Below are 13,368 nucleotides of genomic sequence, written 5' to 3' on the forward strand. Positions count from 1 at the left end.
GGGTGTACGGCTCTGGGTCCGGCGCGGGGTGTACGGCTCTCGGGGACCGGCTTGTGGTGTACGGCTCCGGGTTCCGGCTCGTGGGGTCGTGACGTCTCCGGGGTCCGGCTCTCGCGGTCCGGATTCTGGGGTACGGCACCCGGGGTGCGGCTCAGTTCGCGGGCGGCTCGCTCGGCGCGGGCTCCTGGACCTCGGCGCCGTCGACCCCGCCGTCGCCGACGGCCCGGCTGTAGTCGTTGTGCACCCAGTCGTGCTGGGTGAAGCGGTTCCCCGACCAGCGGTAGGTGATCACGTCCTCCCCCGAGGGGTACGCGACCGGGTCGCCCTTCGCGTACACCTGCTTGGTGACGACGAGCTCGCCGCGGTCGATCGTGGCGTAGACCGCCGGCTCCTCCGCCATGAACACGTTCTCGTAGCGGTCGCTCTGCTTGCGGTAGACGTACGTGCCGATGCCGACCGCGTCACCGCAGGTCATCACGTTGACGACGACGTCGGGCGAGGGCGCGTCGGTGAGATTGCCGTAGGAGGCGTCCACCGGATAGGCGTCCGCGACGCAGGGCTTCAGATCGGTCTTGAGCCGCTCGCCGATCTTCGGGTCCGCCTTGAGCAGCGCGATCGGGTCCACCCGCTCGGCGGACCGCTTCTCCCCCGCGGCCGAGGGGGAGGGGGTGGGCGCCGCCGCGGCCACCTCGTGGGTGCCGGCCGCGCCCTCGTCACGGGACCCGGTGCCCCCGCTGGAGCAGGCGGCCATGGACAGCCCGACGGCGACGAGCCCGGCCGCCGCCGTGATGCTCGCCGCCTTCGCGGTACGACGATGACGCCCGGTCCCGTATCGCTCGTCGCCCCCGCCTTCGTTCCGTCTGACGCCTTCGGAGTCGCCGTCTAGGCCGCGCACCGCTCCCGCCCCCGTTCGTCGCCTCGTACGGTCGTCCGCCCTCCGGTCCGCCCGAGGGCACGGGCGTCAAGATCACGGCTCTCCAGCTCCTGGCGGAGCCGGGCGAGCGCGCGGTGGAGCGTCGACTTCACGGTACCCGTCGACATGCCGAGCGCCGCCGCCGTCTCCTCCGTGCTCATCTGTTCCCAGTGGCGCAGGACGACGACACTGCGCTGCTTCGGCGCGAGGACCTTCAGGACGTCCATGAGGAGGGCCCGGTCGGCGTGCTGCTCGGTCGGGTCGTCGACGCAGGCGTCGGGCAGCTGCTCGGTGGGCACCTCTTCGAGCTTGCGGGAGCGCCACCACTCGGTCCGGGTGTTGATCATGACCCGGCGGAGGTACGCGTCGGCGAGGGACTTGTCGGCGATGCCGTCCCAGCGGCCGAACGTCCGGGCGAGGGCGGTCTGGAGCAGGTCCTGGGCGTCGACGGGGTCGGCCACGAGACGACGTGCGCTGCGCAGCAGCGCGTCCTGCCGCGTGCGTACGTACTCCTCGAAATCGAGCACCTCGCCATGCCTCATCCGAACCGCCTCCGAACCCCGTGACCTGCTTCGTTCCTCGTGTCGTCGATGACGCTACGGAGCGGTTGTCACGGGGTTGTGCGGGGCAGCCGTCGGTGGACGCACGGCTACCCATCGGTTGTGTAACAGCGGAGGAAAGGGGGAAGAGGCGGCGGACGCCCGGCCATGGGCGCCTGGGCACGGGCGCCTGGCCATGGGCGCCCGGTAACGGACGGCTGACGATGGGCGCCGCTCGCGGGACCGTGACGATGGGCGCCGCTCACGGGACCTTGACCATGGGCGCCGCTCACGGTCCCGTCACCAGGAGGGCCGGTGACTCAGGACGCGGGCAGCCGGTAGTACCCGTCGTCCAGGGGCTCGACGAGACCGTCCGCGACGAGGCCGTCCAGCGCCCTGGCCCGCTGCACCGGCTCGTCCCAGACCGTGTCCAGGACCGCCTGCGCCACCGGGTCCGCCGACTCCCGCAGAACGGCGAGGAGCCGGCCCCTGACCTGCCGGTCGGTTCCGGCGTACGTCTGGCCGCGCCGAGGCGGACCGTCGTGCGCCGGCTTCCCGGCGAGCAGCCAGGCACACTGCCCCGAGATCGGACAGCGCCCGCAGTCCTCGCCCTTCGCCGTGCACACCAGCGCGCCCAGCTCCATCGAGGCGGCGGCCCAGCGGGACGCCGTCGCCTCGTCCTCCGGCAGCAGCGCGCGGGCGAGCCGCCGCTCGGCGGCCGTGGTCGCGTTCGGCGGGTACTGCACGCCCGTCGCCGCCCGGGCGAAGACCCGGCGCACATTGGTGTCCAGGACCGTGTGCCGCTGCCCGTACGCGAACGAGGCCACCGCCGCCGCCGTGTACTCGCCGATGCCGGGCAGCGCCAGCAGTTGCCCGTGATCGCTCGGAACGTCGCCGCCGTGCCGCTCCTTTATGGCCACGGCCGCCGCGTGCAGCCGCAGGGCACGGCGCGGATAGCCGAGCCGGCCCCAGGCGCGGACCGCCTCGCCCGAGGCGTCGGCGGCCAGGTCGGCCGGGCGGGGCCAGCGCGCGAGCCACTGCTCGTACACCGGCAGGACCCGGACGACGGGGGTCTGCTGGAGCATGAACTCGCTGACCATGACGCCCCACGCACCGGCCTCGGGGCGGCGCCAGGGCAGGTCGCGGGCGTGCCGGTCGAACCAGGCGAGGACGGGCCCGTGCAGCTCGGCGGGGGGCGTCGGGAGCGCGGGGGCGTCGGGGGTGAGGGCAGTGTCGATGGAAGTCATGGCACCTCCGATCCTGGCACGTCCACGCCGCGTTCCGTAAGCGCGGTGGCACGGCGCCGGGGTGGGATCGATTCGCGCCGTGGTGCGCGCGCCGGGGCGGCCTCGGCGCGCGCCGTGGTGAGGTACCGGGCCGCGGCCCGAACGCGCCGCGTGGTGCGCGCCGGGGCGGCATCGGCGCGCACCGTCTCGTACAGGTGCCGGAGCGGGGTCAGTACGCGCCGTGGCGTGCGCGCTGCGGCTCCTCGGCGCGCCCCGCGGCGTGCGCCCGGGGACCGCGCCCCGCACACCACACCACGGCCGAGCTCCGGCTCGACCGGGCCGTCTCCACCAGAGCGCCCACCGGCCGGACCGCCGCCTTCATGACGAGGAGGGCGATCAGACCGCCGAGGACCACGCCGACGGTCACGTCGTGCGGGTAGTGCACGCCGACGAAGACCCGCGAGAACGCCATGAGCAGCGCCATCGGCACCGTCAGCCAGACCATCCCGCGCCAGGACAGCGCCAGCGCGAGCGCGGCCGCCCCCGCGATCGCCGAGTGGTTGCTCGGGAAGGACCAGTCGCCGTACGGCGGGCAGGTGACGAGCGAGACGGGTGCCCCGACGACGGCGCGGCACGGACGTTCCTCGTCGACCAGCGACTTGAGACCCTCGCTCACCACATATCCGAACGCGGTGGCGAGCGGGGCCAGCAGCGCGAGCGCCATCACCCGGCTCGAACCCTCGCGGGAACGCCACCACCCGGCCAGGAACAGCGCGCCGAAGAGCAGCAGCCCGGCCTCGGTCCAGACCTCGGCCAGCCACTGGAACCAGTGGGGGGTGGAGTGGGCGAAGTCGGCTACGTCGAGATACAGCCGGTCGGAGAGGTCGAGGAGGGTGTTCATGGTGCACGACGCTAACCGGAATCCGGAGTGCTCCGCCCCGGGCCAACGGCCAGAGCGACCCCCGACGGAAGTGGGGGTACCCGCGATTCGATCCGGTTCCCACCGATTTCAGGTGAGGTCACGAGGGGCTCGGGGCGGGGGTCCGGGAAAAGTTCCCGGAAAGAGGGGATGTGATCATCGGCAAAACTTGATGCCTCGGGCGGCGGGTGGGGCGGGAGTTGGGCCGGATCTCTCGTAAGGTTCGGGTCGTGGGATCTTTGCGCAATCCGGTCGGGCCGCTTCCCTCCACCATCTACTGGCGACGGAGGGCGGTGGCGGCGTGCCTGGTGGCGCTTCTCTCACTCCTCGCCGTATGGGCCGTCACCTCGGGTGGCGGGGGTGGGAAGAAGGCGAACGACGCGGCCAACGGCTCGTCCCCCACACCACCGTCGATCACCCCGGGCCCCTCCGGCACCGGGCCGGCGATCAGCCAACAGCCCGGCGGACGCGACGAGTCGGGTGACTCCGGCGAGGCCACGGGCGGCAGCGGCGGCCCGGGCGGCAGCGGTACGGACCCGGGGTCGGGCACCGGCGCCGGCGCGGACGCGGGCACGACCGCCGGCACCGACGGCGGCGGCAAGAACGGCGACACCGACGGCGCGGGCGGCGACGGAGGAGCGGGCGTCGGTGCGGGACAGCAGGTTCCGGCCGATTCCCCGCTCCCGAACTGCCCCGCCGGAGCACTCCAGTTGACGCTCCGCAGCACCAAGGTCAGCTACGAGACGGGGGAGAAGCCCCGTTTCCACCTCGTCGCCAGGAACACCTCGAACACCGCCTGCAAGGCCGACTTCGGGCCCCGCAGCGCGGTTCTGACGATCAGTGACAAGCAGGACGACGAGGTCTGGTCCTCCGCCGACTGCCCGCGCCCCGGCAATCCGGTCCTGCTGCACATCCCCGCGCGGGCCACCGTCACCCACACCGTGGAGTGGGACCGCGGGCGCAGCGCGCCGCGGTGCGCCACCGCCCCGGCCGGTCAGGCGGGACCCGGCACCTACCTCGTGGAGGCGACGATGCCGGGCGCGAAGGTGCTCCCGGCCTCGTTCACGCTCGCCAAGGACTGACCCCGGAGCGGCGTCCTAGACGTACCGCTCCAGGATCGAGGACTCCGCGAGCCGGGACAGGCCCTCGCGCACGCTGCGGGCACGGGCCTCGCCGACGCCGTCGACCGTCTGGAGATCGTCCACGCTGGCCGCGAGCAGCTTCTGCAGCCCGCCGAAGTGCTCCACGAGCCGCTCGATGATCGCGCCCGGCAGCCTCGGCACCTTCGCGAGCAGCCGGTAGCCGCGCGGCGAGACCGCCGAGTCGAGGGTCTCGGGCGAGCCGCTGTACCCCAGGGCACGCGCCACGACCGGCAGTTCGAGCAGCTCCGTGTGGGTCAGCGCGTCCAGCTCCGTGAGCGCCTCCGCCACCGTCCGCGAGCGCTTGGCCGTCGGCTCCGGCACGTAGTCCCGGATCACCAGCTCGCGCTCCGGCTCCACGCCCGCGATCAGCTCGTCCAGCTGGAGCGAGAGGAGCCGCCCGTCCGTACCGAGCTCGACCACGTACTCGGCGATCTCGGTGGCGATCCGGCGGACCATCTCCAGACGCTGCGCGACGGCGGTGACGTCCCGGACCGTGACCAGGTCCTCGATCTCCAGGGCGGAGAGAGTGCCGGCCACCTCGTCGAGCCGGAGCTTGTACCGCTCCAGGGTCGCGAGCGCCTGGTTCGCGCGGGACAGGATCGTGCCCGACTCCTCCAGGACCCGTCGCTCGCCGTCCACGTACAGCGCGATCAGACGCATCGACTGGGAGACGGAGACGACCGGGAAGTTGCACTGCTTGGAGACACGGTCCGCCGTGCGGTGGCGGGTGCCGGTCTCGTCGGTGGGGATGGAGGCGTCCGGAACCAGCTGCACGCCCGCGCGGTGGATCTTGGTGATGTCCTTGTCGACGACGAGCGCGCCGTCGAGTTTGCACAGCTCACGCAGGCGCGTGGCGGCGAACTCGACGTCCAGCACGAAACCGCCGGTGCACATCGAGTCGACCGTCTTGTCCAGGCCCAGCACGATGAGACCGCCCGTGTTGCCGCGGAGGATCCGCTCCAGGCCGTCACGCAGCGCGGTGCCCGGCGCGACGGCGCTCAGGGCGGCGCGCATCAGCGCTTCGTTGCCGGAGCCCGCGCCGGACTTTCCAGGACCTGCCGGCCCGTCCTTGGCTGCCACTGCACTCCTCCGGCTCGTACGGATGGGCGAGACCAGGGCAAAGTCTAGCGACACCACCCCGCCGCCCTCCGCCCCCGACCGATCCCGGGTGGTCCCGGGTGGTCCGAAAGGAGTCCCCGCCCCGACACGGGGCTAACCCTCCGCGTCTTTGCGAAGCGTACGGAGCGAACCGCCCGCCCGGCACGCAGGGCACGAACCCGACTTCCCGAAGGTACGGAAGCGCCCGGCCGGCGCCCACAGGCCGCGGGCCTCCCGAAGGTACGGAAGCACCCGGCCGACGCCCACCGACCGCGGGCCTCCCGAACCTACGGAGGAGCACCCGGCCGACCTCCACCGGCCGCCCCGTCCGTTCGGGCCGCCGCCTACCCCGCCGCCTACCCCGCCGACTACCCCTCCGCGTCCGCCGGCGCCTTCGCCCGGCGGCTGCGCGGCAGCACCCGCAGCGCGTCGCCCATGTCCGCGACCTCCGTCACCTTCATGCCCGCCGGAACCCTCCCCGGGTCCGACGGGACCAGCGCGTGCGTGAAGCCCAGCCGGTGCGCCTCGGCGAGCCGGCGCTGGACGCCGGTCACCCGCCGGACCTCGCCCGCGAGCCCGACCTCGCCGATCGCCACCAGGTTCTTCGGCAGCGGGGTGTCGCTCGCCGCCGAGGCGAGCGCGAGCGCGATCGCCAGGTCGGCGGCGGGCTCGGTGAGCCGCACACCGCCCACGGTGGCGCTGTAGATGTCCCGCTTGCCCAGCGCGCTGATCCGGCCGCGCTGCTCCAGGACCGCCAGCATCATCGAGACCCGGGAGGTCTCCAGACCGGAGACGGTCCGGCGCGGGGAGGGGATCTGGGAGTCCACGGTCAGCGCCTGGACCTCGGCGACGAGCGGACGGCGGCCCTCCAGGGTGACCGTCAGACAGGTACCGGGCACCGCCACGTCACGCCGGGTCAGGAAGAGCCCGGACGGATCGGTCAGGCCCGTGATGCCCTCGTCGTGCAGCTCGAAGCAGCCGACCTCGTCGGTCGCCCCGTACCGGTTCTTCACGCCCCGGACCAGACGGAGCCGCGCGTGCCGGTCGCCCTCGAAGCTCAGCACGACGTCGACCAGGTGCTCCAGGAGCCGGGGACCCGCGATGGCCCCGTCCTTGGTGACGTGGCCGACGAGGAGCGTGGACATCCCACGCTCCTTGGAGGCCCGGATGAGGGCTCCGGCGACCTCGCGGACCTGCGCCATGCCACCGGGCGCGCCGTCGATCTCGGGGGAGGCGACGGTCTGCACCGAGTCCATGATCAGCAGCGAGGGCTTCACGGCGTCCAGGTGCCCGAGGACGGCCGACAGGTCGGTCTCGGCCGCCAGGTACAGGTGGTCGCTGAGCGCGTTGATCCGGTCGGCGCGCAGCCGGACCTGGCTCGCGGACTCCTCGCCCGTGACGTAGAGCGTGCGGTGCTCGTCGCTCGCCGCCTTGGCCGCCACGTCGAGGAGGAGCGTGGACTTGCCGACGCCCGGCTCGCCCGCGAGCAGCACGACGGCTCCGGGCACCAGACCGCCGCCGAGGACCCGGTCCAGCTCGTCGACGCCGGTGGAGCGGGCGGTCGCCTGCCGGCCGTCGACCTGCCCGATGGGCAGGGCGGCGGTGGACACCCGGCCCGCCGCGGTCGTGCGGACGGCGGGCGCGCCGTACTCCTCGACCGTCCCCCAGGCCTGGCACTCGGGGCAGCGGCCGAGCCACTTGGCCGTCTGCCAGCCGCACTCGGTGCAGCGGTAGGAGGGCCTGTCCTTGGTCGATTTCGTACGGGCAGCCATGTCGCCCACCGTAGCGGCCCCCACCGACAGCGGGCCCCGCGTCCCGGAAGGGTGACGCCGGACCCCCGGAACGCGGGCTTCCTGTCCCCTTTCGAGCGATACCTTCACCCGTAAGAATGAGAAGAACGCGACCGGTACGAAAAGCGCTCCCCGCGCTGCCTACGGTCGACCGGTGACGAGCAGCAGGCTGGAATCCCCCGCACGCACCACCGGCGCACACCGGGCGCACCCCGCCACGGACCACGGACCGCGCGCGCTCGGCCAGCGGCCCCCCGCACGCTACGAGCCCGCCCTCGACGGCCTCTTCACGTACTGCCTCTCCGTGCTCTGCGACCACGACACCGCCACCGCCGTCCTCGGCGACGTCCTGGCCGTCGCCGAGCGCCACCACGGCCGCTGCCCCTCCGACGAGGACGGCCGTACGGCCTGGCTGTACGCCCTCGCCCGCTGGGCGTGTCTGCGCAGCCTCGGCGAGCAGCGCGGCAGGCGCCAGGGCGCCCACACCGGGCGCCCCGCCGTCACCGCGCCCGCACCGCCCCGGGTTCCCGAGGAGACCGCCGAACGGCGCCGCGCCGAACTCGCCCTGCTCGCCTGGCCCGAGGCCGCCGGTACCACCCCCGAGCAGCGCGAGGCCCTGGAGCTGGCCGTACGGCACGGCCTCAGCCACCGTCAGGTCGCCGCCGTGCTCTCCCTCGACCCGCTCGCGGCCCGCGAGCTCCTCGCGACCGCCGGCTGCGAGGTCGAGCGCACCCGCGCCGCCCTCGCCGTCGTCGACACCGGCAGCTGCCCCACCGTCGCCCGCCTGACCGGCGACCACCAGGTGCTCCTCTCGGCCGCGCTGCGCGCCGAACTCGTCCGGCACGTCGACGACTGCCCCCGCTGCCGGAAGGCCGCCGAGCGCGTGGGTGCCACCGGCCCCTGGCCCGGCACCGGTTCCCTGCCCCAGGCCCGGCTGCCCCTCGTCGAGGCACCCCGGGCCGCCGCGTACATGGCGATGCTGCACGTCCCGCGCGCGCGTGCCGGCGCCCCACGCTTCTCGCCGACGGGCTTCCCCATGGACCCGAAGGACCATGTGGCCCGCCGCGACCGGATCCGGGCCCGCGCGGTGACGACCACCGTCGTCGCGGCCGTGGTCGCCGCGCCCGTTCTCGCCCTCTGGACCTCCTACCGGGGCACCCCGGTCGCCGACACCGGGGCCCGCGACGGCTCCCGGATCAGCGCGCGCGAGGCCGACGAACCGGTGGGCCCGGACGGCCGCCCCTACGACCGGTACGAGAACACGGGCAACGCCCGCACCACCCCGGAACCCCGCTTCACCCGCGGCAGCCGCGCCCCCGACGTCTCCGTGGAGGTGCTCAGCCCCGGTGGTCCCACCGGCCCCACGGGACCCACCGCGCCCGGCGAGCCCGTCCCCGGCTGGATCACGGTCGCCGCACGCGGCCACGGCGATCTGACCCTGCTCACGCTCACCGCCTCCGGCGGCACCCCCGTCGACTGGTCGCTGTGGACGGACGCCCCCTGGCTGTACGTGACCCGGGCCTCCGGCACGCTCCGCCCCGGCGAGACGGTCAGGATCGCCGTCCGCGTCGACCACGACCGCGAACCGCGGGGAGCCTGGAGCGCCCGGATCGGGGTGAACCCCTCGGGCGCCGTCGTACGGATCGACGGGCGCGGGCAGGCCTCACCGCCACCCGTCCTCGACCCGATCACCCGTCCGCCGACGACGACCGAACCGACCACTCCGCCGACGTCCCCGCCGACCACGGAGCCGACGACTCCGCCGCCGACGACCGAGGAGCCCCCGACGACGGACCCGGGAACCCCGCCGACCACTCCGCCGACGTCCCCGCCGACCACGGAGCCGACGACTCCGCCGCCGACGACCGAGGAGCCTCCGACGACGGACCCGGGAACGCCGGAGCCCACCACGCCCCCGCCGGCGACGGAGGAGCCGCCCCCGCCGTCCCCCTGAGGCGGATCGCGGTGGCTACACCTGCGGGTCGGCCGGGTGCGGGGCGACCAGCGGCAGCTGCGAGGCGAGCCGCGCCTCGCAGAGCCCGGCCAGGACCTCGTACGCCTCCTTGCCCATCATCTCGGTGAGCTCGGGCCGGTACGAGACGTAGACCGGCTCGCCCGCCCCGTGCGCCGAGGTGGCGGACGTGCACCACCAGTGCAGGTCGTGGCCGCCCGGACCCCAGCCCCGGCGGTCGTACTCGCCGATCGACACCTGGAGGACCCGGGTGTCGTCCGGCCGGTCGATCCAGTCGTACGTGCGCCGCACCGGCAGCTGCCAGCAGACGTCCGGCTTGGTCTCCAGCGGCTCCTTGCCCTCCTTGAGGGCCAGGATGTGCAGCGAGCAGCCCGCGCCGCCCGAGAAGCCGGGACGGTTCTGGAAGATGCAGGACCCCTGCCAGCGGCGGGTCTGCCGGTCGCCGTCCTCGTCGAGCTGCGTCCAGCCCGACTCCGTACCGACGTCGTGGAACTGCCACAGCTCCGGGGTGAGGCGCGCCACGTGCGTCGCGACCCGCTTCTCGTCGTCCTCGTCGGAGAAGTGCGCGCCCAACGTGCAACAGCCGTCGTCGGCCCGGCCCGCCTGGATGCCCTGGCAGCCGCTGCCGAAGACACACGTCCAGCGCGAGGTCAGCCAGGTCAGGTCGCAGCGGAAGACCTGCTCCTCGTCGGCCGGGTCGGGAAACTCGACCCACGCGCGCGCGAAGTCCAGGCCCTTCTCGTCCGGCTCCACGTTCCCGCTCCGCTTCTTGCCGCTCTTCACGGCCTTGTCCGCCTTGGCCGCCCCGGCGCCTCGGGCCGCCTTGCCGGCCTTGCCGGTTTCGCCCGTCCCGGCGCCCGCACCGACCGCGTCGGCCGTCACGCCCGTCACACCCGGGTCGTCGCCACTGCCTTCGCCGCTGTTTTTGCCCGGCTTCGCCTTCTTCGTCTTTGGCACAACACCAAGCGTATGCGGGTGGGCGCAGTAGCGTTCCGCCCATGAGACTCGGAGTCCTCGACGTCGGTTCGAACACGGCGCACTTCCTGGTGGTGGACGCCCACCCCGGGGCCCGGCCGCTGCCCGCCCACTCCCACAAGGCGGAGCTGCGGCTCGCCGAGCTCCTCGACGAGCGGGGCGCGATCGCGCCGCACGGCGTCGAGCGGCTCATCGCGACCGTCCGGGACGCGCTCCTCGCCGCCGAGGACAAGGGCTGCGAGGAGGTCCTGCCGTTCGCGACCTCCGCGGTCCGCGAGGCCAGCAACGCCGACGTCGTCCTCGCGCGCGTGAAGGACGAGACCGGGGTCGACCTCCAGGTCCTCACCGGCGAGGAGGAGGCCCGGCTCACCTTCCTCGCCGCCCGCCGCTGGTTCGGCTGGTCCGCGGGCAAGCTGCTCCTCCTCGACATCGGGGGCGGCTCCCTCGAAGTCGCGTACGGCATCGACGAGGACCCCGACACCGCGGTCTCCCTGCCGCTCGGCGCGGGCCGCCTGACCGCCGGCTGGCTGCCGGGCGACCCGGCCGACGCCGAGGACGTGAAGGCGCTCCGCCGTCATGTGCGCGCGCAGATCGCCCGTACGGTCGGCGAGTTCAGTCGCTCCGGCCGCCCCGACCACGTCGTGGCCACCTCCAAGACCTTCAAGCAGCTGGCCAGGATCACCGGCGCCCCCGGCTCGGGGGAGGGCCTCCACGTCCAGCGCCTCCTGACCCGCAAGTCCCTGGTGGAGTGGGTCCCGCGCCTGGCCGGGATGACCGTTCCCGAGCGCGCGGCCCTGCCGGGCGTCTCTGAGGGCCGCGCGGCGCAGCTCCTCGCGGGCGCGCTCGTCGCGGAGGGCGCGATGGACCTGCTGGGGGTGGAGGAGCTGGAGATCTGCCCCTGGGCCCTGCGCGAGGGCGTCATCCTGCGCCGCCTGGACCACCTGCCGGTGGAGTAGGGGCCACTACGCGCGCGTGGCCGAGCCGAGTACGCGCGCGTGGCCGACGGCGGCGCCTCCCCCCGCGTGGCCGACGGCGGCGCGCCCGCGCGCGTGGCTCGCCATCCCCCCCGGTGCCCGCGTGTGGGTCTCGTCACCATCTCCGGGTCCGCACGCGATCTCCGGGCCCGCACGCGCGCGCGTGCGGACCCGCCCCGCCCCGGCGCGCCCGCGTCCATGCCGCCCCGTACCGCCCCGGCGGGCGTGACCGGAACCACCCCCCTGTCCCCCGGCCCGCCCCGTACCCTGTCTCCGTGGCAGAACCAGTGGTGCGCATCCCGGATGCGAAGGTCGCCCTGTCGACGGCCTCGGTCTATCCGGAGTCGACGGCGACGGCCTTCGAGATCGCCGCGCGCCTCGGGTACGACGGTGTCGAGGTCATGGTGTGGACCGATCCGGTCAGCCAGGACGTCGAGGCACTGCGCCGGCTCTCCGACTACCACCAGGTCCCGATCCTGGCCGTGCACGCCCCCTGCCTCCTCATCACCCAGCGCGTCTGGTCGACCGACCCGTGGGTCAAGCTGCGGCGCGCGCGGGCGGCGGCCGAGCGACTCGGCGCGTCGACGGTCGTCGTGCACCCGCCGTTCCGCTGGCAGCGCCAGTACGCCAAGGACTTCGTCACCGGCATCTGGCGGATGGCGGACGAGACCGACGTGCGGTTCGCCGTCGAGAACATGTACCCGTGGCGGTACAAGGACCGCGAGATGCTCGCGTACGCCCCCGAGTGGGACGTCACCAAGGACGACTACCGGCACTTCACCGTCGACCTCTCGCACACCGCGACCGCCCGCACCGACGCCCTCGCGATGATCGACCGCATGGGCGACCGGCTCGGCCACGTCCACCTCGCCGACGGCAAGGGGTCCGCCAAGGACGAGCACCTCGTCCCGGGGCGCGGCACCCAGCCCTGCGCCGAGCTCCTGGAGCGGCTCGCGCTCACCGGCTTCGACGGCCACGTCGTCATCGAGGTCAACACCCGCCGCGCGATGTCAGCCGCCGAACGCGAGGCCGATCTCGCGGAGGCCCTGGCCTTCACCCGGCTCCACCTCGCCTCGGCGACCCGCCCGTCCCGGGTGCCGCGACCGTGACCGAACCGGCCCCGCGCCGGCGCGGCCGCCCGTCCCGTACCGAGGAGGAGAGCGGACCGGGCGCGCGCGACCGCATCCTGGAGGCGGCCCGCGCCCAGTTCGCCGAGCGCGGCTACGACAAGACCTCGATGCGCGCCGTCGCCAAGGCGGCCGGGGTCGACCCGGCCCTGGTCCACCACTACTTCGGTACGAAGGACGAGGTCTTCGCGGCGGCGATCGAGGTCTCCTTCGAGCCCGCGACCGTCATCCCGGCGATCGTCGGCGGTCCGCGCGAGACCATCGGCGAACGGCTCGCCCGGTTCTTCATCGGGGTCTGGGAGAACCCGGTCAGCCGGGCCCCGCTCCTCGCGGTCGTCCGCTCCGCGCTCACCCACGAGGCGGCGGCCAAGGTGCTGCGGACCTTCGTGCTGCGGCGGCTCCTGGAGCGGATCGCGGACGAGCTCGACGTACCGGACCCGAAGTTCCGGGCGGAGCTGGCGGCCTCGCACATGATCGGGATCGCGATCATGCGGTACGTGATCCAGGTCGAGCCGATGGCCTCGGCGGACCCGGAGAAGATCGTGGCGATGGTGGCCCCGACCCTCCAGCGGTACCTGACGGAGGCCTGAGAGGCCCGCCGGACGGCCGCCGACCAAGGCCTGAGCTCACAGGGCTGCCGCCGGCCGAGGCCTGAGCCCCACCGGGCGGCCGCTGACCGAAAGCTGAACAGCA

The 13,368-nt window shown here is 74.0% G+C and carries 12 protein-coding genes; 5 read left to right on the top strand and 7 right to left on the bottom strand.

Going from position 1 to position 13,368, the window contains the following annotated elements:
- Window positions 1–151: 151 nt before the first annotated feature.
- From ACRRSS_RS01715 to ACRRSS_RS01730, 4 genes are all read right to left on the bottom strand, one after another.
- Window positions 152–895 (bottom strand): hypothetical protein, encoded by a 744-nt coding sequence (locus tag ACRRSS_RS01715; RefSeq protein ID WP_435969448.1) that lies wholly within the window; start codon window positions 893–895, stop codon window positions 152–154.
- Window positions 883–1,455, bottom strand: a complete 573-nt coding sequence (locus ACRRSS_RS01720; protein ID WP_435969449.1) for a SigE family RNA polymerase sigma factor — start codon at window positions 1,453–1,455, stop codon at window positions 883–885. Before ACRRSS_RS01720 ends, ACRRSS_RS01715 begins: the two co-directional genes overlap by 13 nt.
- Before the next feature lie 317 nt (window positions 1,456–1,772).
- Window positions 1,773–2,699, bottom strand: coding sequence for an A/G-specific adenine glycosylase (locus ACRRSS_RS01725; RefSeq protein ID WP_435969450.1), 927 nt, complete (start codon window positions 2,697–2,699; stop codon window positions 1,773–1,775).
- 208 nt (window positions 2,700–2,907) lie between these two features.
- Window positions 2,908–3,579 carry a phosphatase PAP2 family protein gene (locus ACRRSS_RS01730; RefSeq protein ID WP_435969451.1) on the bottom strand — a complete coding sequence of 224 codons (672 nt, stop codon included), beginning with the start codon at window positions 3,577–3,579 and terminating at the stop codon, window positions 2,908–2,910.
- Between the two features lie 248 nt (window positions 3,580–3,827).
- Between ACRRSS_RS01730 and ACRRSS_RS01735 the strand changes: the two genes are divergently transcribed.
- The gene (locus tag ACRRSS_RS01735; protein ID WP_435969452.1) at window positions 3,828–4,679 is read left to right on the top strand and encodes a hypothetical protein; all 852 of its coding nucleotides are present in this window, start codon (window positions 3,828–3,830) and stop codon (window positions 4,677–4,679) included.
- A 15-nt stretch (window positions 4,680–4,694) separates the two neighbouring features.
- Here ACRRSS_RS01735 and disA read toward each other — a convergent pair whose 3' ends face one another.
- Both disA and radA read right to left on the bottom strand, forming a co-directional pair.
- Complete coding sequence (gene disA, locus ACRRSS_RS01740; RefSeq protein WP_435975223.1) at window positions 4,695–5,753, bottom strand: DNA integrity scanning diadenylate cyclase DisA; 1,059 nt, start codon at window positions 5,751–5,753, stop codon at window positions 4,695–4,697.
- A gap of 452 nt (window positions 5,754–6,205) precedes the next feature.
- Window positions 6,206–7,609, bottom strand: a complete 1,404-nt coding sequence (gene radA, locus ACRRSS_RS01745) for a DNA repair protein RadA (RefSeq protein WP_435969453.1) — start codon at window positions 7,607–7,609, stop codon at window positions 6,206–6,208.
- Between the two features lie 172 nt (window positions 7,610–7,781).
- Between radA and ACRRSS_RS01750 the strand changes: the two genes are divergently transcribed.
- On the top strand, window positions 7,782–9,581 hold the full coding sequence (locus tag ACRRSS_RS01750; protein ID WP_435969454.1) for a BACON domain-containing protein: 1,800 nt from the start codon (window positions 7,782–7,784) through the stop codon (window positions 9,579–9,581).
- Window positions 9,582–9,596: 15 nt separating this feature from the next.
- Here ACRRSS_RS01750 and ACRRSS_RS01755 read toward each other — a convergent pair whose 3' ends face one another.
- On the bottom strand, window positions 9,597–10,556 hold the full coding sequence (locus ACRRSS_RS01755; RefSeq protein ID WP_435969455.1) for a hypothetical protein: 960 nt from the start codon (window positions 10,554–10,556) through the stop codon (window positions 9,597–9,599).
- A 41-nt stretch (window positions 10,557–10,597) separates the two neighbouring features.
- On the opposite strand from ACRRSS_RS01755, the gene ACRRSS_RS01760 reads away from it, so the two are divergent.
- The 3 genes from ACRRSS_RS01760 (at window position 10,598) to ACRRSS_RS01770 (ending at window position 13,265) form a co-directional block, all read left to right on the top strand.
- Window positions 10,598–11,530, top strand: a complete 933-nt coding sequence (locus ACRRSS_RS01760; protein WP_435969456.1) for a Ppx/GppA phosphatase family protein — start codon at window positions 10,598–10,600, stop codon at window positions 11,528–11,530.
- A 293-nt stretch (window positions 11,531–11,823) separates the two neighbouring features.
- On the top strand, window positions 11,824–12,657 hold the full coding sequence (locus ACRRSS_RS01765) for a sugar phosphate isomerase/epimerase family protein (RefSeq protein WP_435969457.1): 834 nt from the start codon (window positions 11,824–11,826) through the stop codon (window positions 12,655–12,657).
- Window positions 12,654–13,265, top strand: coding sequence for a TetR family transcriptional regulator (locus tag ACRRSS_RS01770; protein WP_435969458.1), 612 nt, complete (start codon window positions 12,654–12,656; stop codon window positions 13,263–13,265). Before ACRRSS_RS01765 ends, ACRRSS_RS01770 begins: the two co-directional genes overlap by 4 nt.
- Window positions 13,266–13,368: the final 103 nt, after the last annotated feature.

Source organism: Streptomyces sp. Qhu_M48 (genome assembly GCF_051305195.1).
In the GTDB taxonomy this organism is placed as follows: domain Bacteria; phylum Actinomycetota; class Actinomycetes; order Streptomycetales; family Streptomycetaceae; genus Streptomyces.

Excerpts from the sequence above, each read along its gene's own strand:
- ACRRSS_RS01720 (WP_435969449.1), bottom strand. The coding sequence starts at position 1,455 with ATGAGGCATGGCGAGGTGCTCGATTTCGAGGAGTACGTACGCACGCGG.
- ACRRSS_RS01760 (WP_435969456.1), top strand. The coding sequence starts at position 10,598 with ATGAGACTCGGAGTCCTCGACGTCGGTTCGAACACGGCGCACTTCCTG.
- radA (WP_435969453.1), bottom strand. The coding sequence starts at position 7,609 with ATGGCTGCCCGTACGAAATCGACCAAGGACAGGCCCTCCTACCGCTGC.
- ACRRSS_RS01725 (WP_435969450.1), bottom strand. The coding sequence starts at position 2,699 with ATGACTTCCATCGACACTGCCCTCACCCCCGACGCCCCCGCGCTCCCG.
- disA (WP_435975223.1), bottom strand. The coding sequence starts at position 5,753 with ATGCGCGCCGCCCTGAGCGCCGTCGCGCCGGGCACCGCGCTGCGTGAC.
- ACRRSS_RS01730 (WP_435969451.1), bottom strand. The coding sequence starts at position 3,579 with ATGAACACCCTCCTCGACCTCTCCGACCGGCTGTATCTCGACGTAGCC.